This is a genomic window from Centipeda sp. (in: firmicutes), from assembly GCF_057271695.1.
This window is the reverse complement of sequence record NZ_DBHIVL010000008.1, coordinates 1-24,242: the sequence shown is the minus strand read 5'-3', so window position 1 is coordinate 24,242 and position 24,242 is coordinate 1. Positions and strand designations below refer to the sequence as shown.

23 protein-coding genes are annotated in these 24,242 nt (G+C 54.2%); all 23 read right to left on the bottom strand.

All coding sequences use genetic code 11. The features are described 5' to 3' along the window. Positions 1 to 3: 3 nt before the first annotated feature. On the bottom strand, positions 4 to 873 hold the full coding sequence (locus ACO6BQ_RS02530; RefSeq protein WP_489119365.1) for a DUF2793 domain-containing protein: 870 nt from the start codon (positions 871 to 873) through the stop codon (positions 4 to 6). Beyond that, the gene (locus ACO6BQ_RS02525) at positions 873 to 3,128 is read right to left on the bottom strand and encodes a phage tail protein (protein WP_489119364.1); all 2,256 of its coding nucleotides are present in this window, start codon (positions 3,126 to 3,128) and stop codon (positions 873 to 875) included. The genes ACO6BQ_RS02530 and ACO6BQ_RS02525 overlap by 1 nt, the downstream gene beginning before the upstream one ends. Continuing rightward, entirely contained in the window at positions 3,128 to 3,559 is a 432-nt protein-coding gene (locus ACO6BQ_RS02520) for a C40 family peptidase (protein WP_489119363.1), read from the bottom strand. The genes ACO6BQ_RS02525 and ACO6BQ_RS02520 overlap by 1 nt, the downstream gene beginning before the upstream one ends. 14 nt (positions 3,560 to 3,573) lie before the next feature. Beyond that, a complete protein-coding gene (locus tag ACO6BQ_RS02515) occupies positions 3,574 to 8,343 on the bottom strand; it encodes a baseplate hub domain-containing protein (protein ID WP_489119362.1) in 4,770 nt (1,589 codons plus the stop codon). Continuing rightward, on the bottom strand, positions 8,343 to 8,954 hold the full coding sequence (locus ACO6BQ_RS02510) for a DUF2460 domain-containing protein (protein ID WP_489119361.1): 612 nt from the start codon (positions 8,952 to 8,954) through the stop codon (positions 8,343 to 8,345). The genes ACO6BQ_RS02515 and ACO6BQ_RS02510 overlap by 1 nt, the downstream gene beginning before the upstream one ends. Positions 8,955 to 8,969: 15 nt before the next feature. Beyond that, a complete protein-coding gene (locus ACO6BQ_RS02505) occupies positions 8,970 to 12,584 on the bottom strand; it encodes a hypothetical protein (protein ID WP_489119360.1) in 3,615 nt (1,204 codons plus the stop codon). Between the two features lie 316 nt (positions 12,585 to 12,900). Then, positions 12,901 to 13,251: a hypothetical protein gene (locus ACO6BQ_RS02500; RefSeq protein ID WP_489119359.1), complete on the bottom strand. Its 351-nt coding sequence runs from the start codon at positions 13,249 to 13,251 to the stop codon at positions 12,901 to 12,903. Positions 13,252 to 13,266: 15 nt separating this feature from the next. Then, positions 13,267 to 13,758 (bottom strand): phage tail protein, encoded by a 492-nt coding sequence (locus tag ACO6BQ_RS02495; RefSeq protein ID WP_489119358.1) that lies wholly within the window; start codon positions 13,756 to 13,758, stop codon positions 13,267 to 13,269. Positions 13,759 to 13,771: 13 nt separating this feature from the next. After that, on the bottom strand, positions 13,772 to 14,170 hold the full coding sequence (locus tag ACO6BQ_RS02490) for a DUF3168 domain-containing protein (protein ID WP_485656770.1): 399 nt from the start codon (positions 14,168 to 14,170) through the stop codon (positions 13,772 to 13,774). Then, positions 14,167 to 14,613, bottom strand: coding sequence for an HK97-gp10 family putative phage morphogenesis protein (locus ACO6BQ_RS02485; protein ID WP_489119357.1), 447 nt, complete (start codon positions 14,611 to 14,613; stop codon positions 14,167 to 14,169). The genes ACO6BQ_RS02490 and ACO6BQ_RS02485 overlap by 4 nt, the downstream gene beginning before the upstream one ends. Then, entirely contained in the window at positions 14,606 to 14,929 is a 324-nt protein-coding gene (locus tag ACO6BQ_RS02480; RefSeq protein ID WP_489119356.1) for a head-tail adaptor protein, read from the bottom strand. Before ACO6BQ_RS02480 ends, ACO6BQ_RS02485 begins: the two co-directional genes overlap by 8 nt. Next, the gene (locus ACO6BQ_RS02475) at positions 14,926 to 15,225 is read right to left on the bottom strand and encodes a head-tail connector protein (protein ID WP_489119355.1); all 300 of its coding nucleotides are present in this window, start codon (positions 15,223 to 15,225) and stop codon (positions 14,926 to 14,928) included. The genes ACO6BQ_RS02480 and ACO6BQ_RS02475 overlap by 4 nt, the downstream gene beginning before the upstream one ends. Before the next feature lie 15 nt (positions 15,226 to 15,240). Beyond that, complete coding sequence (locus tag ACO6BQ_RS02470; protein WP_489119354.1) at positions 15,241 to 16,368, bottom strand: phage major capsid protein; 1,128 nt, start codon at positions 16,366 to 16,368, stop codon at positions 15,241 to 15,243. Then, a complete protein-coding gene (locus ACO6BQ_RS02465; RefSeq protein ID WP_489119353.1) occupies positions 16,368 to 17,126 on the bottom strand; it encodes a head maturation protease, ClpP-related in 759 nt (252 codons plus the stop codon). Before ACO6BQ_RS02465 ends, ACO6BQ_RS02470 begins: the two co-directional genes overlap by 1 nt. Further along, positions 17,119 to 18,339: a phage portal protein gene (locus ACO6BQ_RS02460; RefSeq protein WP_489119386.1), complete on the bottom strand. Its 1,221-nt coding sequence runs from the start codon at positions 18,337 to 18,339 to the stop codon at positions 17,119 to 17,121. Before ACO6BQ_RS02460 ends, ACO6BQ_RS02465 begins: the two co-directional genes overlap by 8 nt. A gap of 5 nt (positions 18,340 to 18,344) precedes the next feature. After that, entirely contained in the window at positions 18,345 to 20,090 is a 1,746-nt protein-coding gene (locus ACO6BQ_RS02455) for a terminase large subunit (RefSeq protein ID WP_489119352.1), read from the bottom strand. A 58-nt stretch (positions 20,091 to 20,148) separates the two neighbouring features. Beyond that, positions 20,149 to 20,619 carry a phage terminase small subunit P27 family gene (locus ACO6BQ_RS02450; RefSeq protein WP_489119351.1) on the bottom strand — a complete coding sequence of 157 codons (471 nt, stop codon included), beginning with the start codon at positions 20,617 to 20,619 and terminating at the stop codon, positions 20,149 to 20,151. Positions 20,620 to 20,714: 95 nt separating this feature from the next. Beyond that, on the bottom strand, positions 20,715 to 21,158 hold the full coding sequence (locus ACO6BQ_RS02445; protein WP_489119350.1) for a hypothetical protein: 444 nt from the start codon (positions 21,156 to 21,158) through the stop codon (positions 20,715 to 20,717). An 83-nt stretch (positions 21,159 to 21,241) separates the two neighbouring features. Next, the gene (locus ACO6BQ_RS02440) at positions 21,242 to 22,273 is read right to left on the bottom strand and encodes a DNA-methyltransferase (RefSeq protein WP_489119349.1); all 1,032 of its coding nucleotides are present in this window, start codon (positions 22,271 to 22,273) and stop codon (positions 21,242 to 21,244) included. A 384-nt stretch (positions 22,274 to 22,657) separates the two neighbouring features. Then, positions 22,658 to 22,882 (bottom strand): helix-turn-helix domain-containing protein, encoded by a 225-nt coding sequence (locus ACO6BQ_RS02435; RefSeq protein ID WP_489119348.1) that lies wholly within the window; start codon positions 22,880 to 22,882, stop codon positions 22,658 to 22,660. A 204-nt stretch (positions 22,883 to 23,086) separates the two neighbouring features. Then, positions 23,087 to 23,224 carry a hypothetical protein gene (locus ACO6BQ_RS02430; RefSeq protein ID WP_489119347.1) on the bottom strand — a complete coding sequence of 46 codons (138 nt, stop codon included), beginning with the start codon at positions 23,222 to 23,224 and terminating at the stop codon, positions 23,087 to 23,089. 102 nt (positions 23,225 to 23,326) lie between these two features. Then, complete coding sequence (locus tag ACO6BQ_RS02425; protein ID WP_489119346.1) at positions 23,327 to 23,827, bottom strand: hypothetical protein; 501 nt, start codon at positions 23,825 to 23,827, stop codon at positions 23,327 to 23,329. 227 nt (positions 23,828 to 24,054) lie between these two features. Continuing rightward, on the bottom strand, positions 24,055 to 24,242 hold a 188-nt coding region (locus ACO6BQ_RS02420; protein ID WP_489119345.1), incomplete at its 5' end, for a single-stranded DNA-binding protein.

Below are 24,242 nucleotides of genomic sequence, written 5' to 3'. Positions count from 1 at the left end.
TATTTATTTCGGAACTGTGACCGCCATGCTCACGTTCTTGCTCCCATCAAACGACACACTTCCCTGTGCTCCGCCTGTCAGCTCTATGGTGCGGGCAGTTTTCAGTTTGCCCGCCGTTTTTGCGTGGTCAGCCGTGCTCACCGTAATCGCCGCGCCGCCCTCATATGCTTCCCATGTCAAATCGTTATCAATGGTTTCATTTCCGGGAGAATCTTTCCATGTCGGCGGTGTTGCACCGGATTTTCCGGTCTGCTTGTCCCCCCCGATATAGGTACAGATGTACCAACGGCGCAATTTTGTTTCCTTGCGATAGACGATATCGCCGATGCTGTACTCCGTATTTGACTGATACAGAGCAATCTTGTCCATGATGGATTCTGCGGTTGTCCCGCCCGTCGGTGTAGTTGGTGTGGACGGTGTAACCGTACCGCTGCCCATCGGCGCATCCTGCCATTCACAGTCATAGTCGCTGTCAGATCGTTTTACGAGGATTTGCCCCTTTGTCCCGCCCGGTGGGAGTGCGCCCGGCGCGTCCGCCTTTTTCTCCTCGACCCATGTGCCAGCCTGATAGCGCATGGATTTTCCTTCTTCGAGCCACACCCGCCATCCTGCACGCGGCGGCAGAATACACCATGCGCCCGCAAAGAAGCCCGCAAGATGTTTTGCCCGTCCCTCCCATGCGCCCGTCGGCGCGTCGCCGATGATATACATCTCTCCCTCAGCCGGGCTTGCGGGCGGTGCGTTCGCTATGCCCTTCGCCGTCGCCTGTACGAGCATATCCAGCAGGTTCAGGTCTTCGTTGATTGTGACCTCTTTCTGCGACTGATTCGTCACAATGTATTTCAGCTCAAGTTTTCCCGTCCGATCTGCCATTACAGAATCTCCTCTCTTACAAAGCCGCGCCCGCGTGTCTCACTGATCTGGTAAACGCGCACGCGCACATTCCCCTGTATCCCGCCAAAATCCGCCGTCTGCTCGGCGGCGGTATAGACCGCACGCGGCACGTGCACGGCAAAGGTGCGTATTTCGTTCCCGTCCTTCACAATGCAGCATTCATATCGTTCTGCCGTTTCATTCAGAGGAACGTCCGTGTAGTCCTTCATATCACCGTCGCCGCGTGTACGCCGTACCCACGTGATGACGAGGTCGCCGCCCTTTGCACGCTGCCCCTCCAAATGGCACGGGGCGAGCGGCATACCGGAATGCGCCCGAATTGCAACAGAGTTTTGGCGATAACTCTCATGTGTAACGGCATAGCTCGCCGAACCGTAACGATAGATATACGACTTGAACCAGTCTGCACTTGGCACGGTAATTTGTTCCACAAAATCCGCATGGATGCGTACAAACCGCTCCCCCGGTATATGCCCTTTGATATGGTGCTCCGTCCCGAACCGTCCGCGCAAAAGACCTGACAACCGATAGGTGTTTTCTGCAATCAACACCGCCGAGCGGTACTGCACGAGTTCCTCACCGATGATGCAGAGATTCGCACCGTTCAGTACATCAATCTCCTGCCGACTCTCAAGCGTCCCGCTCACAAGGCGAACGTCGACACTGCTGCGGTTGTCCCATGTGTATGGTGTTCCCACACCAAGAGCAGAGACGGTGTCTCCGATAATACCCGCACGAATGTCGGACTTGATAAGGGAAAAGGATACGCCGTTATCGACGCTCCGATACAGATGCGCCCCATAGTAGATTTTCGAAGCGGCGGCGATAAAGACGACCCCCGCCCCCTCGATGTTTGGAAGCTGCGCCGTGTCAATGAGCTCCACGCGCACCTCTGTCGGCGTGGGCGGCACGAGCTCCTTGCCTGCCGTATCCAGGTCACGTTTCACCGCCGCGAAGGTCTGCCCGTGAATGAGATGTGCCGTGATCTCATTCAGCCCTGGTTGTCCATAGCTGACGTTTGTCACCATCGCCTTGACGCTGCGGCCGTTGTAGGGAAGGTCGATGAGGGTGCCCGCCTGTACCGTCGCGTATCTGGTGGAGAGTTTGAACGAAAAGGACGTACGGATTGCCCAGTATTCCTTCATCCGCTGTTCGGTGACCATCACTGCATCGCTGTCTTTTAGAACGAGGCTTGTATCCAGGCTCACCTCATTGACACCATGCGCCACTGCCTTGGTATAGGAGGCAGTCCCGTCCTGATAGCTGCGGTCTTTTGAGATATAGGCGAGCTTGACCGTTTTCGGCAAGTCAATATCGGGGGTGCGTACGGCGGTCAGTGCGGATTCTTCACTCTCGTTTTCCTGTGCGCCGAGGTCATCTGCGTCAATTGTGACAACATCGCCCATCCCACGTTTACGAAAAATAACGGTTCCATCGTATTCAAAACCGTCGAATGGAAACGCCGTCTGAAGGGCTTCGATTTGACTGCGAAAGGTCTTATCCCCTGCAATGGTGAAGCCCTCCACCTGCATATCCGCAAGCCCCTCCAGCTTGACTTTCGCCGCATCCAGCCCCGCCGCCATAGATACGTTTTGAATGATCTGCGTGACCTTGTTCTCAGGAAACTCCACCTCAAAGGTAAGGGACGGGATGCGGTTGCCGAATTTGCCAACGTCAAGATTCTTCACGACGATGTAGGCAAGCCCCCGATATGCCGGAACATTGCCTGCCCCCTCAATACCTACCATGAACGGGTCAGGCTGCTGCACCTCATCCCCGCGATAGAGCGTGTAGTCAATCGGTACATCCGAGCCTCGTATCTTGATCTCAGCACCGTCCGCCCAGACACGCAAAACATCCTTGATGGGTCCCGCACAGATTGCCGTTGCAAAGGATACGGTGTAGCTGTACGTTGTCGTGGTGATTGTTCCACCGTCTCCGCCACCTCCCTTGCCGCCAACGCTTTGGGAGCTCGTGTGCACATGTTCCGTGAATTTCGTCCCCCAGATGATATTCCCCGCCACACGTGCCCTGCCGTAGCCTGTGATAATCGGTGCGCCCATGCTCGCGGTCTGCATCTTGAGATCGCTCTGTTTGCCGATTTCCTGATGCGTGTTGATTTTTGCGCCAAAAAATCGTTGGTCGAGCATCCCTCCGACAAATCCCGCAACGCCCAGCCAGAACGCATTCGCACCAAGACTGCCCGCGATTGCGGTCAACGCAATCGTCGCCATTACAGTGCCTCCCGATAGCGGAATGCAAAGCGTGCCATGTGCCGCCACTCCTCGTTGTACGCCGTCTCCACGACCGCCCCGACATCCATATAGGAGTGAATGATCGTCCCATCGCCCGTGAGAATGGCAAGGTGATGCGCTGGGAATCGTTCACGGAAGCCAAAGAGGAGGATATCCCCCGCCCCTGCCTCCGTAACAGGGATTTCATCAAGATACTTCCTGCACTCCTGATAGAGTTTTTCATCCTCCTTGAAGAGATGCCATGTCGCAGGATAGTCATAGTCTCCGACAAAGGCATCCCCCGTGAGGTGCGCATGTACGCCGCGCACAAGTCCCACGCAGTCGCACGCCACGCCGCGTACGCACGCCTGATGAATCCACTTGCACCCGATCCACTGCCGTGCTTCGTTTACAATTTCCTCCCGCGTCATTGTCCTATCTCCTCTCACGTCTGGAATTCAAAGCTGCGCAGCTGTACTGAGTGTCCTACGGGAACGATGTTGCCGCCCGTCTTGATCGGATACCCTACGGCGTAGTCATTGCCGGGGATATACGGCTCACCCCTGAAATTGATGAAATTATGAAACCTCTTCTTACAGGTACTCGGTTCCCCGTTACACCCCGGCACAATGCGGAACGTATCACCGACTACGATTTCATGTGTTGGCGGTGCAAAAAGGCGGATTTGCCCGTTGCGGGAAGCATACTTTTCAACCTCATACGCTGCGCCCTTGTTCAAACCGGAGGTAAAGGTGATGACACCGTAGGTAAAGAAATCATCTGCACGAAAAACGTCCGTAAAGACAGAGCCATCGTCACGGACAGCCGTCACTTTGCCCGTGACCGTGTCGCGCCCTATGTTGTATTTGCACGCACCGTCGCCGAGCTGTGCACGACATTTGCGCTGGTACGTCCGACCGACCTGTTGTTGATAGGCATCCATGAGCCCACGTATCTCCGCCTTGAATGCAGTTTTTCCCGCCGTGATCTTGCCCACCGTCCCCTCGCGTAGGATAAAGTGATTCTCGGGGTGCTCATAGTCGCAAATGAAAATACGAATCTTCGCATTGTCATAAACCCCCAGAAAAATATCCTCCTCTGTGATGCGATCACTTGAGACAATCCCATCCACATCAAGGTTGTCCGTTGCAAGGTCATTGGAAGAGGATACCGCCGTCGGGGCGAATCCCGTGCAGGATTCGTAAGTCTCCCCGTCAATGAGAAGATCTATGTCACAGGAGGTAAAGCCCATAACACGCCCGTCCGTAAGTTCCAGCCGCCAGCACCACGCGAGCGTCGTCACCTCACGCTCCAGATATCCGCCTACCACAGGAAACCGCAGGATTTCATACCAATCATCCCTTTCTACCTCCGGCAGACGCTGCCATACACGGTTCGATTCTGCATAGTCGCCGCAAATTTCAACCTCATTCTGTACACGCACCACCCAGCCCGAATCTACCGCCGGCACATCACCAAAGAATGGATTGCCGGGCTTAATGTGATTCTTCCACGCATCAGACTTCACAAGATACGGCGGCAGTACATCGTTCAGCAGGATGTTTGACGACCATGACAGGTAGCCCTCAGCGTAGCATTCTTGGGCGATCTGCTCACGCAGCTCATCTCCTTCGGGTCCATCTGCGCAGTAGTTGAGTGCCAACACCTCGAAAACATGATTGCGGCGCAGGTCGCGCAGCTGCTCCTTGATCTCCTCATTGAACGCAAGAGTCGCAGGATCGGTGAGCTTGTAGTAGGTCTTTGTTTCCCAATCGTATTCTGAGATGAACGTCTCGAACATGACATAGGAGCAGGACGCGATGATGTCCTTCATGATGGTAAAGCCACGATTGGCAAGAAAATGTTTGCTCGGGTATTCTGCCTTGAGCTCGTTAATCATCTTTGCCATGCCCTGTTGAAACGCTTTTCCGGGATACACGTCCACCGTATCCAGCGTATCCATAAACACACCGTCCGCACCCATGCCGACCACATGATAAGAGACTGTGACCTCCGCGTCGATATCGCCGAATGCCTCCACATCTTCCTTCTCTACCTGAAACGCCCCCGTCGTAGGATCGAAGTTGTACGCGAGGCTGCGATATTCGCGCCCGTCAGCAGAGTAGAGATGCACAGGTTCGTCCTTGTCGATGGGGTATTCGGAAGACCTGAAAATGTAGCTTGTCCCAACGAGATCGGAGGTGTATGCCTTTAGTTTGACCTTTTCCGTGACGAGCTTTGGCAGACCGAACACGCGACGCAGGTAGAACGTACTTAGCTTTTCCTTCCAGCGCGGGGCGAGCGGATTGATGTAGGAGCTGCCCCAGATCCCGTTTTGGTCGGGGAAATCCGGGGTCGTGTAGTTGAGATCCTGCCCCCAGCCGTCATGATGCGCATAATGCGGACAGCCGCCATGATAGGGCGCGTATTTCGGGCACTTCTCATTGGTGCACGCCTCATCACCCGTGCGCTTCCAGTGATTCTTTTTCGTGTAGCCGCCGCCGCATTTGCCGCCGCTCTCCCATGTTGTATAACCTGTACGGCTATCATGTCGACACACACGCGTACAGCATCCTGTTCCCGTGAAATAATGCGCATCGCCCAGCAGACATTTCTTCTCACCCGTTTCAATCAAGCCGTCGTGCAGACATTGGTTCAGCTCGGCGTAGCCGTTGCCCCCCTTGTTGTAGTAAGAGGCGTAGCCGCCAACCCCCTTGCCGTCATCCGTATGCGGACGATTGCCAGACTTCACATCCCACGGGTCAATGAGAACACCATCCTCCTCACCGAACGAAACATAGCCAAACACCTTGATACCCATCTTCTGCCATGCAGCGACCTCTTTGCGCGTCACCGTGCCGGGGTCGACAACGATGAGGTCATAGTATTTGAGGTTCTCATGGTGCTTATCGCTGTAGTTGAGCGCGAACGTCGGATAGCGGCGCATGACCTTTACCTCTTTCGCGCCCTCGTTCCTGCGTGGGATGCGGTCATCTTGACGCAGCACATCCGTGCTTTCCGTGCCATAACTGACATATGCACCATTTTTGACAAGCGTCAGTTCCTCAATGCCAAACGGCTTGATGTAGTCGAATGTCATGCGGATAGGGATGCGTTCACTCTTTTTCAAGTAGGAGACCGCTTCATGCAATACGACTTTGGAGAATGCGAACGTATAGCTCTGCTGATACGGCACAACTTTATAAGTGATGTTGATTGCCTTGTTTCCTACGGGCATATTTTCGAGCTTCAGGATATGCTCGCCCCAATTCCACTTTCCCGCAGGTTCCCCATTGACCGTTGCAACAAAATGCGATGCATCATAATAATCAAGTGTCCATGATTCTTTTAGACGAACTTCTACATTTCGTGCTGTTGTCCCAAAAGACACACTGCTGCCCTCTGTTTCCGTTTGTGCACAGATCGCGCCCTCTTTCCCGATCGGAGCAATGCGCCAGTCTCCCTCATATACAAGGCGCGTACTGTTCGCAGGGAGAATCTCGTTTTTCCCGTTTTCATCCAGCTTCACACCTTCCACAGCAAAACCATATATATTCCACGCCCGCCGTTTTTCGGTATAGATTTTGATTTTCTTGACCGTCGGTGGCTCTTCTGCGGGTGGCTGCCGTCCCTCATACGTCTGAATACGTTCTTGCTTGACGGTACTCCCCCACGAGGTTTCCGTTTCATATGCTTCGGGAGTGGCTTGCATTCCCTTATATTTGCCGTCGATTTCAATAATGAACGGCGTCCTTCCCCAGTTTGCGATGCACTCCACGATGATATCTCTTGCGTTTGTATACAGTGTCAGTGCAGCGAATTCCTTCACCGTATGCGCACAATGAATGTTTTTTGTGCCGACCGCTCCAAACGACCAGTCCCCCTCATAGATCAGACGATCGCTATCGGGTGTCAGGATTACTTCACGTTCTTGCGTTTTGACGCTCTGCACTGTTCCCGTCGTTTCAACAATTTCTACTGTTTCACGCAGGATGATGCGAACAAACGCAAAGCCGAAGTCATAGCGGAAATCAACAGAGGGTACACCCTGCCGCTGATTCGAGAATGTCACCAGCTTATCTTCATATCCGAGGTTGTCCACCGTATATGTTCTGACGGCTCTTTCTTCCGCATGCAGACTCCAGCCTGCCGCCTCTTTCCCGTTCACGTCTACCCAAATGTAATGATAGCCCCAGTCTATTTCAATATCCATATCAATGCGGCTTGCATTCGTGCGGATGGCTACGCGGTCGCCCCACGTATCCGTATGTGCGAAAAGCAAGCTCTCACCACCAAGTTCCTCAAACATCCAGTCCCCTGCATATTCAAGCCGCTTGTCGCGTGGGAGAAGCGTCACTTCTCGCATCTCGCTCGGATACCCCTCACGGAGGGGCATGCCGTAGTCCGCCGTCATACCGATGGACAAATCCACCGCATCCTCATATCCCATGCCATCCACAGACAGGAGAAGGGGCAGTTGTTCGCCTGCTGCGAGCTCCGCGACGGTGTACGGCTGTGGAAATGGCTTACCGTTCGCACGATTGATATAGCGCGCAGGAATGTCTATGACGAGATTCCGCACCTCATGTTTTGCTGTGTTGACAAGGCGAATGGTTGCCTGATTGTGTGGCAGGGTTGCACGCGCATGATAGCCGTGAATATTGAACGTGTCTATCTCATGTCTACGGATTTTCGCGCCGCCAAGGAGGAAGTAAACCCCCGCCTTGTTATTCGCCAGAATGTCGCAGATATGCGTACCGTCCGTGAGCCCCTCCGCAACGGTCACATCGTGGTACTGCATCGTCGCCCCGTCGCCGAATGCGTAGTGGTCGAGGTTGCAGTCCAGCACGTCCACAGCACCGTATGTGCCAACCTCTGACGGCTTCTTTCCGTCGATGAGAATATCCGCCCGCCCCTGTCCGCTGTCCAGCATGAGGCGTATAATGAGATTCGTTCCTGTGAAGGAAAAGGTAGCTCGCCCCTTGATGCAGTAGTGACGCGGTTCACGCTGCTCGACAGACATGACCTCATAGCCTTCGTCGAAGAACCACGAGCCTTTGATCTTCTTCTTGGTGATCGGATGAACATAGTTCTCCTCATAGGAGAATTCTGCCGCCGGAATATACTGTTCCTTGAGATTCTTGTAGTTCAACCCTGCGTGTGTTTGGTTTGTGTATACCTGTAGGAATCCTGACGGCTCAATGATTTCTGCCATCAGCCGCCACTCCCTCTAAGTTCAATGAGGGGGATGCTTGCCCATGCGAAATGATCCGCCTCCTCCAGATTCACGTCCATATGGTCTGTGTCAAAACGCACAGGCACGTCAAACTCACAGGTGCAATAGATGCCCCTACCGGGCGGCGGCGGATTCTTGAAGGTGATAACGCCGCTGGTGTAGTCCACCGTCCAGTCTGTGGCAGGCGTGGAATCCAGATAGACCGTGACGGTTTCACTCACAGGCTTTCGGATTTTACGCACCGTTGAAAACCCGCCGCTCGTATACGTCTTGATGATCTGGAAGCGATTCTTTGCGCCGTCGCCGACGGCGATCAGCTCACGGTCGAGGCGGTAGTCCGACCAGTCCTTATAGCGAAAACCGAAGCCGCGCCCCTTGCGTGCGTGAAAGAATGCAATGACCTTTGTCATCTGTGCGGCCGTCTTCACCCCCAGTGCCGCATTGTACTTACAGCGCGGCTGCGTATAGTTGACATTTCGCTGCTCGCTCCCGTTCTTCATGGTGACAATATCCGTCGAGTAGGCGGGACCGCCCGAGCTCGCATGGGATATATCTTCGGGAAATCGCACCTCGTGAAAAGCAACCGCCATTTTGTCCCCTCCTCGTTACGAAAACCTCTGCCCCGCATTTACGGCACGGCGCACACTCGCTGCGATCTGTGCCTCCGAACGCCGAAAACTTCCCGCATCGGGTGTCTGAACGATGACCTGAATCGGACGCGCCGTCTCACGTGGCTGACCGATTCCAAGCTTTTTCATGTGCCCGCGCGTCAGAGGAATCACCGCCTCACGGTAGCCCTTCTCGCCGATCAGCCCGAGTGTCGGCGCGGTCACAATGCCACCGTCGGCAAACGGTTGAATGCCCGGCAGACTCTTTCCCCATCCGACCATCCCCGCACTCGCAGACAGCGCGGCAGTTCCCCCGGCCATACCTGCGCCGCCGAAGATTCCGCCGAACGCATTTCCAAAGAGTCCACCGACAATATTTGCCGCCATCTTCTGTGCCGCAATCTGGACAATCATAGAAATCACGCTTTTGCCGAAGTCCGCGACTGCCTCTTTCGCAGATTTCGTTCCCATAATGACCTCCTCGAACGACTTCGCCATAGATGTATTCATCGTCTGCATTGCCGATGCGACACCTGCGTATACGCTTGCATGTGCATCGTTCCAGATGTTGACGTATGCACGCGCGAGTTCCTGCTGTCCTGCGAGGTCAATATCCGTCTGCTGTGCTTTGCCATGCGTTGCGAGATAGTTCTTCACACCCATGACATCGCCGCGCTCCTGCATATCCTGCAGCCGCTTCTTATTGATCTCGCGCATGGCATCCTCCCGCTCTTTGGCGGCTCGGAGCAGTTCGGCGTTATACCACTGATTCAGCGCAAGTTCTTCCTCATAGATGTTTTTATCCGTGGCAATCGCCTTATATTTCTCCTTGCGCTCTTTTTCAATCCGTGCGACGGTCTCTTGATATTGTGCCTCTGCAAGAGCCGCATAGTCCCCCGCCATCTCGGCGGTAATTTTCTTCTCCTCCCTTTGTACCCCTTGCAACGCCTCTTTCTGCTGATTGACAAGTTTTTCTTTGAGAACGTGTTCGTATTCCGCAAGCTCGGCTTGCAGTTCGGTCGTATCTATGCCCGCCTGTGCAATCTTGTTGATTTCCTGTTGTTTGGCGCGGACGTTCTCTGCAATCTTTGACATCCCCGATTCATAGGCAGTTCTCGTCTCGCTTGTAATCTCGCTCTCCATCTCCTGAAAGAGCCGTACTGCTTGCGCTTTTGCCTGATTGAGCTTCTTGATTTCCTCCTGCGCCGCCTTGTCACTCTCACCAACCGTTTTCTTAATCGTCGCACCGCCCGTGAGCTCAGATACAGAGATGTAGCCCGTCACCGCGCCGAAATCTGCAGCGATGCTGTCTTTTTCGACAACCCCCGTACTGCTGTTCGCACCGACGTATCCGCCCTTTCCATTAGACAGGACAACGTGATCGTCTCCAAGCACAACGGCGGCATCTCCCGCCTGCGGCACATAGCCGTCACCCGCCTCATGCCATGCGCCTTTTCGCTTTGCTTCCTCAATCATGTCGGGGACATAACGGTTCTCAAAAGCAACGCCCGCCGCCTTGAATGCGTCCAATACGAGCTTTCCGCAATCATACGCAAGCCCGCCGCCATCGTCCCCCAACGCTCCAAGCTCATAGTCCGCACCGATACGGGCACGAGCTTCGTCCAAGACCTCTTCCCCGATCTGCACCTCGATTTCGTAGGTCTTAATTTTTTCTTCTTGCAATGCGGCACTCTTTTCTCCCGCATCGTCATTTAGGCGACGCATCGCTTCTTGCAGTGCCAAATCCGCCGCCTCGTTCTGTTTTTCCGCCGCCTCCTTTTGCAGCTCAAAAAGATAGTCCTCATCATTCTTGTGCCGCTCGTACCACGCTGCATTAAGGTCTTCCAGTGTTCGCGCATCGGTCTCATGTACCTCATATTCGCGGGTCATAGAGCCCATCATATTGCCATTGGCGACAGCTATGGGGTCAACGTCCTGTTCCAGTCGATAGAACGTTCCATCTCGTTCGAGATATTTCTGTCCATTGACTTCGTAGGTGTTTTTTTCGCGCTCGGCAGCCTGCTCTTTGTTGTACTCCCAGAGCTTATAGGTGGCGTATCCTATTGCCGCCGCAACACCAATCCACCCGCCTGCGAGCGCAAACACCGCCGATGCCGCACTGCGTACCATGCGCGAAGCCGTTCCCATCGCCGTTACGGTTGTCGCACCCGCGCCCATCGCCGTTGTCCCTGCAGTCACATTTGCCGCCGCAACGGTCTGTACCGCACTCGCGTGTACACGTGCCGCCGCTGCTCCCGCCTCATGTGCCACAACGCTTTGCGCACCCGCCGCCTTCGCCGCCGCTCCTGCGCGGGTATGATCTCCTACAAGCTGTGCCGCCGCCCCTGCTGATTCCACGCGTACGGTCTGCATCGCCGCAATCTGAGCCTGTGCGCTCTGTGCCGCTTGCAGGTTGGTCTTTCGGTACATCTCCGTCATGTAGAGCTGTTCCTGCGCCGCCCGCTGCGCCGCTGCCTGTTCGATACGCATTGCAGACGTTGTGGCAATGCGCACTTTCTCCTCCTCCGAAATCGCCATCTTAGCAACGGTTTTTTCCATCGCCTTGATTTCTTTTTCAGTGAGCTGGTCAATGCGCCGCATACGGCGTGCGATGCTCTTTTCCTGCGTTGCCGTGAGTGCGGCAAGGTCGACTTGTGGAGCACTCTGCGCCATCTGCGCCACCTGCGCCGCCCGCCATACCGCCGCTACGCCCGCGCTGATTTTCGCCGCCGCCTGCATGGTCTTGTAGACTGCGACAACTTCCAGCCCCGTCTTTGCAAGGCTTTTCAGTTCTTTCTTGTTCTCCGCGACGTATTGTGCCGTTTTTGCAAGCCCCGCAATGATCGGAGGGAAAACATCGGCGGCAATGGGAGCGATGACCGCACCGCCGACGTTTTTCAGCTGTCCCGCCTGCATTTCGACAAGTTTCAGCTGTTGACTGATGCGGTGCATTTCCTCGGGGTCAATGCCAATGCTCTTGATTTTTGCAGCATTCTCAGCCGCTTCGGTGTAGTTTTGCAGGGTCTTTGTGAGTGCCATGCCACGCACGCCGAGCGTGTTCATGATGAACTCTTGCCCATAGCCCGCGTCGGCGGCTTTCTTGTAGCCCTCTGATAAATTCTTCAGCTGCTCGTTCAGCGGTAGGATCTTCCCCGCACTATCTGTGAGGGAAACGCCGACCGCATCGAGCATTGTGCGTGCCCGTTCGCCCGCCTCACCATCCGACATGAGTGTCTTGTCCAGACGCATAAATGCCGCACCACAGGTGTCGGCATCCCCGCCTGTGAGTTTTAGAATGCGCGAGAGTTTCCCCGCTTCGGCATAGGATATTTTCAGACGGTTCGCGAGCTGGTAGGCAGCTTCGCCCGCATCTACCGCGCCGGATATGAGACTCGACAGCCCGAACCCCGTCGCCGCAATTTTCGCAAGCGAAGAGAACGAGCCGATGAGCTTGTCCACCTTCCCCGTCGTCCCCGTGAGCGCATCTGAGAACTCATTGACCGGATTCACAGAAAATGTCTTGTTGATATCCTGCTGTGCCTTGTTCAGCCCCGCGCTCAGTCCCGACGCATCTGCGCCGATCTTTATCACCATCTCGGATAGTGTCGCCATCGTTACCTCCTTTCTTCTAGTCCGAACTCTTCACGCAGGATACGGCGGTCTTCTTCCTGCTTGCGCCGTTCCTCTATAGGGTCATACCAGAGCGGTGCCGCGATTTTCTCCGCCCCCACAGGTTCTTTCAAGTGCGGTGAAATCAACCACGCGACGAAATAGGCTTCCTTGTAATCCCGTGCCTTTTCGCGTCGTTTCCACCCTCGGATGAGTGCATGAAATTCATGCGGCTGCAGTTCCTCAAACTCTTTCGGTTTTAGGGCGAGTTCGGCGTAGGCTATCTCCTCCGCCGCCTCTACCCACTGTCCGAAAGAGCTTACTGCTTTCCCGCCACGTCCTCCGCCTCCGCATCCTGTTCCATCGGATCGAAAAGCCCCGTGGCACGAATGGCTTCAAGGATACAACCGTTGATGTAGTCCAGATTCCCGCCGCCCTGACATACTTCATCAATGAGGTCATACGCCGCATCCTCTGAGAGTGAGAGCGCACAGCGCAGCCCTGCAACAGTCGCGTCAATGTCCATCCGCTCAACCATATGGACAACGCCGCCCGCAATGAGCGAAATCACCGATTTGCCAATCTTGCGTTCAAAGACGGCAAGCGAACGAATCGTGAAACAGAGTTCCCACTTCTTCCCCGCCGCCGTCATCTCAACTGTTTTCTTCATGTGTCATGCTCCTTGTCAAGGTCCCGACTGTGCACTGCCGCCCGAAGGTTTCTGAAGTTCACTGATCGGACCGTTTCCTTCGATCGTGATCTTGACCGTCGAAATGGCATCATGTGCGTTATCATCATTGTAGGCGGTGATGTAGCCCCAGCCCGTACGGTAGCTGCCATTCGGGTACGCGAGCTTGATATTGACCTGCTTGCCCTGCGTAAAGCAGTAATCGAGAATCTGCAAGGCTTCATCGCTCTCGATCATCAGCCCGCTGTATTCAATCGACCAATCCTTCAGCCCCGGCACCTTTGCGCCCCAGCCGCCCGATGCCTTGTGCGATGCGTCGAGGGTGTTCGCCTTGCGCGAAAGCGGCGTGTTGCGCTGACCGCCAATCAGTACCCAAATAGGCAACTCCGCCGTCCCCTTGTTGATGTGGAGCATAGTGTCTTTGCCTGGAGACGCCGTCGCCTTGGCCGGATTGTCCGGCAGTTTCTTCAGTTCCTGTTCCGTCAACATAATTTCAGCCTCCTTATTTCTGCAAATCGGTCACGAGCGTCACGATGCCGTGATGCCCGCCCTCCGCTTCTTCAAACGTTTCCAAAAAGTCGATGTCGCAATCCATGACGCGAAATCCTTCAACATGGAGTTTGTTCCAATATCCCGTGAGCAGCGTCGAAACGTCGTTCATGATCTCATTGAGTTTTTTCCTCTGCTCTCTCGCCGCCCACACGTCAATCACGGTGGATATGCGCCAGATCAGGCAGTCCTTCGTCCCATTTGGCTTGAAGGTCGCATCTCCCACCGTGATGTACGGACGTTTCGCCTTGAGAGGAACTGCGCCGTGCACAGGGCAGTCCTGCCCTTTCTGCAGGAGTTTCACAAGAGCTTCATGATGGGCGACCATCGGCACTTCGCGTATCACTCTCATGGCTTCATCGCCCTCTCGATGCTCGCTTCAAGCCTTGCGCGTTCCTTCTCTATGGCAGGGCGCATGAACGGCTTCTTCGGCATCTTGCCCGTAAAGATCCAGCCGCGCACAAAGGATTCGTTGATTTTCAGCGCCAGTTTCTTCTTTGTCGGCGCCGTTATGCGCTCCATCGTGCCGAACTCCACGAGATGGGAATGCGGTGCTTCCGCCCGCACTTCGCCCGAGCACGTCGCCTCGTCGAACTTCTGCTTGATTCCCTTGCGGAGATTTCCTGTCGCCCGAATTGGCGCGGCTCGTACGGCAGCGGCATGAACGGCCTGGATGCCTTCCTTCGTCGCTTTCTTGATAGCGGCTTGCGTTTTTTCGTCGTACTTTCTCACATCGACCATCACGCGAAAGACTTCTTCTCGGATATTTGCGTATATCCGAATCTCTTTAGCCACCCGGGTCAACTCCTTTCGTCGTCAGGATGAGTTCGCCCGCCGTGCTGTCATCGACGTGGAGAACATAGAATGTATCTGCGCCGCGTTGCACTTTCCACCCCTTTTCAATCGGACGCGGGCGAATCCGTATCCCCTGCGTAATCTCCGTCGCGACCCCGCTGCCCATCGCATCCGACTGCGTAAAGCGCGGGCGCAGAAACTCCGCCCACGCCATACCCTCGGATGCGTAGCCCTCCACCCCGCCGAATCCCGCATCCTCACCGTAGACAGGTCGCAAGAGTTCGATGCGATGCCGAAGCCGCGCCGCACGAATCATGACGCACCTGCCGGAACATAGTTCTGGAGCTGCGTGATCATCGAACGGATGAAGTACGGAAACTCCTGCACCTTCTCGTCGAGTCCGTCCCGTCGGGTATACATCTCAGCGATGACCGCAAAGCGTAGGATATCCGCCGAGGCTTCAAAATCCTCGTTTTTGCAGTGTTCCTTGAAGCTGTCAATCGCATTCACAAGGTACGATTCCGCGCCATTCATGCACTGCCGGATAAGGTCATCTTCCACGTCAAGGTCAACGCGCAGGTACGCCTTGACCTGTTCCAGAGTCACCGCCATAACACACCTCCATCCTTAGGGCAGCGTGACCTGTGCCAGCTTTACGGCATCCTTGTCGTCTGCAACGACACCGAACCGTTCCACGCAGCGCAGCGCGGTCGCGTACTTGTCGAAAAGAAAGTCCTGCGAGACGGCAATCTCAACGCCCACACGTTCGAAGAACGCGACATAGTCCGCGAAGCTGCCGATGTAGAACGGAATCTTATTTGCCGTCGTCGCAAGCGTCCCGTTCGAGACAACGATGATCTCCTTGCCACGGAAGCGGTACGTGTCGGGCGCGGCAACATCGGGCACGAGCAGGGGACGCTTCTGCGCATCTTCGAGTTCGGAGAGCCACTGAAAGCCGTCCTGATTCGTGAGGATGCGCGTATTCGCGTAATAGGCAGGGTCAAGTGTCACATTGAGGATTTTCATGAATCCCTTCGCGTCTGTCACGTCCACTGCCGTGAGCTTCTTCAGGAGTTTCAGAATCTCATCGTTTTCCGTGTTGACCGCCTTGCGTGCGAACCGCTGTCCGATAATCGCCGTGATATTCACATTGGCATCGTCAAGCAGCTGGTTCGATACGGGGATGATATCGCCATAGTCCTTGATCTCATATTTCAGCTGACCGAAATCAAAGTCCGACTGCTGGATGCTGTTCAGCTCCTCGAACGCGACGAGCTTTCCCGTCTCATCGCCGAGCGTCGGCATCTTGCCCGACGTGCTGTTTGCGTGCTGGACATGCGCGAAATCTTTGAGCGCGGTGTACGCCTTGCGATATTCGCGAATCTGCGTCATCTGCTCCTCAGGTACAAGATATCCGCCCTTGCCCGGCGTTCCCTCCACCATGCCCGGCGAGCCGATCTGATTCACAAACTCACGTTCCTGTGCGTCAAGCGTACGCCCCAGAACAAGCTTGTTGAACACACGGTTACGCATGACCGCATCGCTCACAGATGCCGTCTGAATCGGCGCGGCACCGCCCGCAAAGTCCGTACGCTGCGCCGTCTCCATGGAAACTGCAGCTTCGTACAGATGTACGGCGTTTGTCAGTTCCTTTGCTCGTGCTGCAGCCTCCTCATACTTCTCTTCCTGCTGGAGATTTTCGACCTCGCGACGCAGTTCGTCCACGGTCTTCTTGAGTTCATCCGACTTTTTCATTAGATTGTCGCTCCTTTCGCGATTGCAAGGGCGATTGCCGCCCTTGCCTTGCTTACATGCGCTGCCTTTTGGCAGCCATTCTCCTCATCCTGCTGCCCTTTGGCAGCGTCCTCTTTATGCGGCGCAAGACGCACATCGGCGGGAACATCTTTCATGAATTTCACGCTGCCGACACATGCCGCCATGCGCACGGCTTCCAACACCTCCACACGGAAAAACGCCGCCGCCTGCTCCCCTGTCAGCCACGTCTCCTCATTGACCATCGCATGAATGTCCGCATCGGTCACATCCTCATGCGCCGCCCTCCGATAGGTCGCTTCAAGCCCCTGCTGGATCGTGTCCAGCACATCCGCTTGCCGGCGCAGATCGTTCGCATTGCCTCCTGTGTTCCATACGGCGGGCTTATGAAGCATCAGATAGGCGTTCGCGGGAATCCTGCGCACATCCGCCGCAAAGAAAATCTGCGTTGCAATAGAGCAGCACCAGCCATCGACGATTGCTGTTGTATGCCCCTCATGCCGCGCAATCATGTTCGCCATTGCGACGCCCGCAGGAACACTGCCGCCATCCGAATTGATATAGATGGTCAGATCTTTCCCGCGCAAGCCGTCCAGCTGTTGACGAATTTTATCCGGCCATTGATAGCCCGCACTGTTCTCATACCACTCCTCAATCACCCCGCCTGTGTCGTCGTCGATGATGTTTCCGGAAATGTAGAGTTCCGCGCTTTTTGCCGTCTCATTTCGTATCTCAATCACTTGTATCACCTCCCCTGCCGGCGTATGCCTTTCCGATATCCTCAAGACGCACATACGAACCGTTGACCATGTGCACATCCCCGCCCGCGCACGGCGGGCTGTCCAATTTTGCCCGTGCCTCATTCGGACTGTAGATTGCCGACTGTACCATCTTTTGCAGGATATCCGCCTGCTGTGACGGGTCGCCGCGCAGAATCACCCACACATTGAACTTGAAGCCCTTCCCCGCCATCTGCTCCTTTTCCGTGAGGAGCTTGCGGTTCATCTCCTGTTCATAGAGTGAGACATTATAGAGCAGGGTGTTCACGTAGAATTGAAGGTTCTGCATGGCGCTGTTGTTGTAGCTGGACTTCGTGTAATCATTCAGATGGTCGGGGTTGACACCAAACGCAGCGGCGACCTGCAGCGCGGAATAGCGTTTCAGTTCGTAAAACTGCGCATCCGTGAGTTTTAGGTCAAGCGTCTGGATGTCCGCCCCGATGGGCAGTGTGATAAGTCGCCGCGAATTGTCACGTGCCTGTTCGTCAATGCGTTTGAGCATCGCGTCCTGTCCCGGTTTTTTCAGGTCGCCGACATATTTCACAACCGCATTCGCCGTCAGTCCTTTGCGATAAAGTTCACTCAAAAACTTCTGTGACGCCTTATTCCCCGCCATATTCTCGGCGAGTATCTGCCGCACGGACTTACCGACCAGCCCCGTATCATCCGTAATCCATGCCCGCAGATGAAGCATATCTTCGGGCGCAATCCAATACTCTTTCCCCGTTTGGTTGTCAGCGTATCGGTAGAAATAGCGGCGGTCGGTATAGGCGTCTGTATTGTTCACCCACACCTGCACGCGCTGTGGATGCAGGATATGCAGATTCTTGAGACGTGCGCATTCACGCTCAATCAGCACATAGGCATTCCCGTAGTGATTGCGGTGATATTCAAGTGTTGTGAAGAATTGGAGCTGTGTCATGATGCTGTTCGGCTGCACACTGAGAAGCCGCGTCGTTTCGTGCTCCATGACACGCTCTTTGTTGCTGTCCATGAGGTAGACGGGCATTTTACCGATGGATTCGCCCAGCGTTTTAAGACAGGTAAAATAGGTGATCTCTGAAAGGTCGGGACTATCCCCCGTGCTGCCGCCGCGAAAGAAAAAATCGTGCATATCCACAAGTTTTACGCCCCCTTCCGCTTCATTGCGAAAGAGACGCTTCACATTCTCCATGAATTTCAATCTTCTTCTTCACCTCCTCCCGTTACATCCAGCCAAACAGACAACGCCTCTTCTGCGTCCACAACGGTGTTGTTATGTCCGTGGAAATACACCGCCCATGCGTCCATGACTGCATCACACGGATCAATGCGGTTCGTCTGCGTCATCTTGTCAATCTTGATCTCCCCGAACGAGTTCGGTGCGGATATGACCGCATTCACCATGCTCCATGTGAGGAGTGCATTTTGACGGTCATAGCGCACCTTACCTGCTTTCACGGACAGCTGAAAATCCTTCGTTGCATCGTTCAGTGCACGCGCCGACTGCTTGACCTCTGTGATGTCACAGGGAAGAACCGCCTCAAGATCAGACAGGAACGCGCTCGCATTGTGATTGTCATAGCCACAACCGATGATCTCAATCCCGTATTCCTCCATGATGCGCACGAGGTCGGCAATGATGTATTTGTAATCTGTCTTTACCCCATAGATACCGCTTGTAAGGGTAATCAGCCCCGCATCTTTCCAGATGCCATAGGGCGCGTCATCCGTGCGGATATGCTCGGCGAGACGCAGTTCCGGCAGATAACTGTGTGACCATAGATAGACTTCCTCATCTTCACCGGGAAAGAGCAGGGCGATACTGGTGAGATCGCCGCCGCTCGACAAATCAATCCCGAGATAGCACGAACGCCCACGCATATCTGCAAGCGTCTCGTCCGACGCGCACGCACGCCACGCTGCAAGATCAAGAAGTCCGCCGCCCGTGTACTCCACCCAACGATTCAGTGTCTTGGTCTGGAAGTTCACAAGGTCATTCCCCTGCTTCTCACGCGCGTCGATTGCCTTCTCCGCCATGCGGGCAATCATCTCATCGTTTAGCGTATCATCGGGATTCCAGAGGTTCAGCGGGTTCGCCTTTGCCCAGTTCTTCGGCTCCCATATATCATCATCCTCATCCATCTCCGTGATGAAGATGAAGAGCGAATCCTTGCGGACGTTGCCCGACAAGATTTTTTTACAGAATTGATACTGCGCATAGCACGGTGCGTTCAGGTTAAATCCCGCCGTTGTAATGGCAAGCGTGAGCGCATTGTTCACGGCAATCTGACCGTCCAGCATGAGTTTATACATCTGGTCGGTCGGGTGCGCATGGTATTCGTCCACGATTGCCAGAATCGAGCGAAAGCCATCGGCGGACTTTGTGTCTCTGCCAATGGCTTCTATGGTCGTATTCGTAACAAGAGAGCGGATGGTGTGGTCATACTCGCGTACCTTGTAGAGCTCGGCAAGATCAGGGTCGGAGGATATGAATTTGGCAACCTCCTCCCATACGATATTTGCCTGTTTCTGCTTCGTCGCCGTGCAATAGACGCGACCATGCTGATAACCCGCAAAGGTCGCGTAGTCATTGCACATCTCGCCTGCAAGAAATGACTTCCCGTTTTGCCGTGCAAGCTGGATATATCCCTCTCGAAAGCGGCGCAGGTCTGATCGTTTCCTCCGCCATCCGAACAGACTTCCGATGATGAAATTCTGAAATCCGCGCGTTGTGAGTCGCGCAGCCGTCCGTCCTTCGCCGATGGTGAGATGATTTGCAAGGTCGATGTGATGTTCTGCCGCTTTCACGTCAAAGATATATGGAAAATCCCTATCCGCCATATCGTCAAGATGACGCTTGCACGCCTGATACTCTGCCCGCCCGCAAATCTTCCGCCCCGCGACAATCATACGGGCATATGCCGTTGTTCTGTCGGTCATCATCTGCTCTCTTCCTCCACGGGCGGCGAGCGGCGGCGCTTCTTCTCCATGTAGTCACCTCCTACAGATATTCCAAAAACTTATTCGTCGGCTTGTCATCCGTCGCCGTCGGTACAATCAACTTCAAGCGGTCGGTCGCCGCAAGCCCCAGCTTCGTGGAGCAGCGATGAATCTGCGTCGCCGCATCGCTTGCAATCTTGATGTATGGGGACAAATACGCTCCGTTTTCCGTTGCAACGATCAAGCCCTCTCTTTGCAGTGCGGCACTTGCTTTCGTATAGCGGTCGTAGTTGTCTGCATAGATGGCAAGGAATGCGCGGTCAATGTTGTCCAAGAGGTCAATCTTTCCCGCCTCGCGGACGATACGCATATACTCCTCAGCCGCATCAGGCGAAAGCCAATCCGGCGCACCCGCCTCGAGTTGGAGGCGATCGACCTTGATTTTCGATTCCTGTATCTTGCGGTTCAGTCGCTCTTCCTTGCTCCTTTTCCCTTTGTGAACCGTTACCGATTTTCGCGGGCGTCCCGCCATTGCTGCCCCTCCTCTCTCGTTGTTCTGTATTATTTCAATCGTCCCTAAAAATTTCATTTAGGGGGTTTTTCCAAGAAAAAGGACCAGTCGCGGTTTTATATTTCCTGCTCAAAACTTTTTTGACCCGCCCCCGCCTCATCTCTTTTCCGACGGATCGCTGTCAGTCTTTCCTGCATTTCCCGTTTAGCGCGTGGATTCTTGTTATAGGCATCGTGGATTTTCTTATGTGTTTGTGCCGATACAAAAATAAGATTTTCCATGTCCAATTTGCGCGCGGGATTCTCTCCAATCGGCTCAATATGATGCACGATATTCCCCCGAACGAATCGCCCTGTTTCGGCAAAGACAACCTCATCTGCATACTGCGCACGCCGCCGCGCCGCCTCGGCGGTTCTTTGCCATGCTTTCCCGTGGTAGAATGCAGCCTTGTTCTTGTCCCGCCGCATAATGTCATAGTCCCGATGGCGGGACACGCGACACGGGCAGGGCTTCCCCTGCTTCACCGTTCGCCCGCAAATATCACAGATTCGTTTCAGCATCATTTCACCCACAAAAAAGGACGCAAGAAACAATGAAATGTATCCCGCTCTCCTTCCAATTCATAAGGGAGCGGATCTTTCTTTTATACGAATAACCCGCCCCGCGCTTCCTCTATGCGCTTCTTTGCGACTTCAAAATACTTCTCTTCCTTCTCCATCCCGATGAATCGCCGCCCCTCCTGCACACAGGCAACGCCTGTTGATCCGCTGCCCATGAATGGGTCAAGAACGGTATCACCCGTACGTGAACTTGTACGGATGGTACGCGAGAGAATATCAACGGGTTTTTCGCAGGTGTGGAAACGCTTCTGCGACGGAATCACCGCCCGCTCCCACACATTGCAGTGCGCCGCATCGTTTACGTGCGTATGCCTCAATCCCTCATACTCTCGCCGCAGTCCCTCATACTCCTGCCGCAGCTCCTCGTAGTTCTTGCCGAAGCCCAACGGCTCATAAACAGCCTCCCACACTGCACGCGTCGGAATTGCAAATTGGGAATCTTTGAAATAATGTCTTGAAATCATATATGCTTCTTTCCCCGTTGTAGTCTTATAAGCGGCGGAGATGTCATCATCTGTGAGGTCAAGGCGTTTTTTCTCAGTAACGTACCAATCCTTTATCGAACGGTAACAGTCGGGGTTGCTGTTGATTCGATCTACTCCTATAGAATGCGCCCATACCCCCGTCCCCACTTTGAAGAAGTGCAGACAGTACTCGCAACGGTTGAACCAGCTGCGCAGCTGCCCCGGCTTGCGGTTCAGCCAGGAATGTGCCCGATAGCCTTTGTCCTTGTCCCAGATACAGAAACTTACGAGACGAAACTGCCCGCGCTCATGCACATCATGAATAATTTCCGCGATCTGCGTCATGTCATTGTGCCACATATAGAGAACGCCGTTCTCCTTCAGCACACGGGCGGACTCCTCAAAGAAACGCCACATAAAGGCGGGATAGTCGTCGATCCTGTCCCATGCGTTTATTCTCCTCTTCCCTTTCGTTTCCGTTTGAACACCGATATTATACGGCGGGTCTGCAATGACAAGGGCGACACTCCCGTCCTCTATCTCCTTCATCCGCTCGAAACAATCCCCACGGAGCAGGGTTATATCGTCCACACATCCGCCTCCTCTGCAATCAAAAAGGACACCGCCGCAGCCGTGTCCCATAAAAATTTATATCTCCCGCCGACGATCTATAAAAAATCGCAGAAATTTACGTCTCATTCCCCCCAACAAAAAAGCCGCCTCGATTGAGACGGCTATCCGCAAGGAGGTATCCGTATAGGAAGGAGGGAAGAGGTAGGCGGCTCGTCCAAACCACCCACACTAACAGTATAGCAGGTTTTTCCGCGAAAAAAAGGAAGTAAAAGGGAACAAAAAACACCGTTGGAAAAACGTTCGAGTTATCCACAACTGTATACATTTTATGATAAAACCGCCTTGCATGAATGCAGGGCGGTTTTCGTGTCATCCTTTTTATATTCCGATTCTATTCTTTTTTTATTCTGATTTTTCTCCTTTCTCTGCTCCATAGAGCCGCTCCATCCCCGCTCGCGTAATGAGCCATGTCCCGCCGGACTTCCTGCACTCATCGGGCGTAAGGCGCGGCGGTCTGCCCTGTATGCCGGTGCAAAGATGCTTCACAGAGCTATGTTCCTTACCCCATCGCTCCGCCGCTTCCTTTGTTGTCATGACCTCCAATAGTGGATTCGCATGGTGAGCCATACGCCGATCACTCCTCCCGAAATAAATGACTTCACATTGCTCCACTGCCAATCAAGTACGAGATAATTTCCATAGAGCAACAGAACGCAAACGACAACATCCAAGAGCAGGGCTTTTGATATTTTCATTGTTTTGCCTCCTCCAATCATGTATAATGAGGTTGAGACAAGGGGCTTTCGCCCCTCGTCCGGTTCAGCCTAACCGCTATTTCTGCTTGCTATGGCGTTTGTTGCGGCTAGGCTTTTTCTTTTGTCCTCCTTTCATCGTTGCCAGTGCTTGAATCAACCCGACGATGATTGTTACAACCAACTGGGCAATCCATTTTATATCTTCTTTGTCCATCTATATCACCCCCTTTCGATGATTTAATTATACCCTATTTCGGGTATTTTGTCAAGTATTCTATGCAAAATATTTTCCCGTAACTCCTTTATTTGCAAGGGGTTACGGGCTTTTTTCATGATACAGTTTTAGCTGTATGGGACGCATCTGCACACCGAAAATCATGAGTGCAACATCGCGCAGGGCTTTCCATCCGCGCTCCTTCGTCCATTTCTCTGTGTAAGAGAGACGCAGAGCGATATCGTTCCACGTCGCCCCTTCGATATAGTGACCCCGCACCGCTGCTGTTTCGACCTCGTCCAAAGATGAAAGAGCGCGGTCTATCGCTTGCAATGTCGCCCTAAGTTCCTCCTTGCGTACTCGCATACTAGCGATGCGCCCCGCTATCCGAATCCGCCGCGCCGCAGCCGCCTCCGTCGCCGTGAGTTCTCCCCTGCCGCCCGTCGTATCATCTCCGTACCGTACGGACGCAATCCCCTCATCCGCTAAAAGGCGTTCCATCGCCTCGATCTCCTCCGTGAGATTGAGGGCTGCGACCTTCATTTTGTTGTAGCTGCGCAGAAGCCGCTTTGTCTCCCTGATATAGTCGCCGTATGCCCTCACGCCACTACCTCCGATCCGAATCACGTCATGTTGTTGTCGTCACCAATATGTTCCGAACGCACCAAAAGAGCGGCGCATGACCGCTCTTTTTTCTTATACCGCCTGTGCTACACCGCGCTCCAAGATGAGATGAGACACAAGAGACAGTGCATAGGATTGTCGCGGAAGGGCATAGCGAAAGGCGAAGAAGTATAACGTCTGTTCATCCGATGTCATTAGATGTCTCCTCAAAACGGAATATCCTCATCCGGCACAGGTGTCCCGGGATAGTCGCCCGCGCCCCCTGCGCTGCTGTTTCTTCTGCTCTCACAGAATTCCATGCTCTGCACAACGACCTCTGTCGCATAGCGTTTCGTCCCGTCCTTCGCGTCATAGCTGCGCGTCTGGATGCGCCCCTCGACGGCGATCTTCTGTC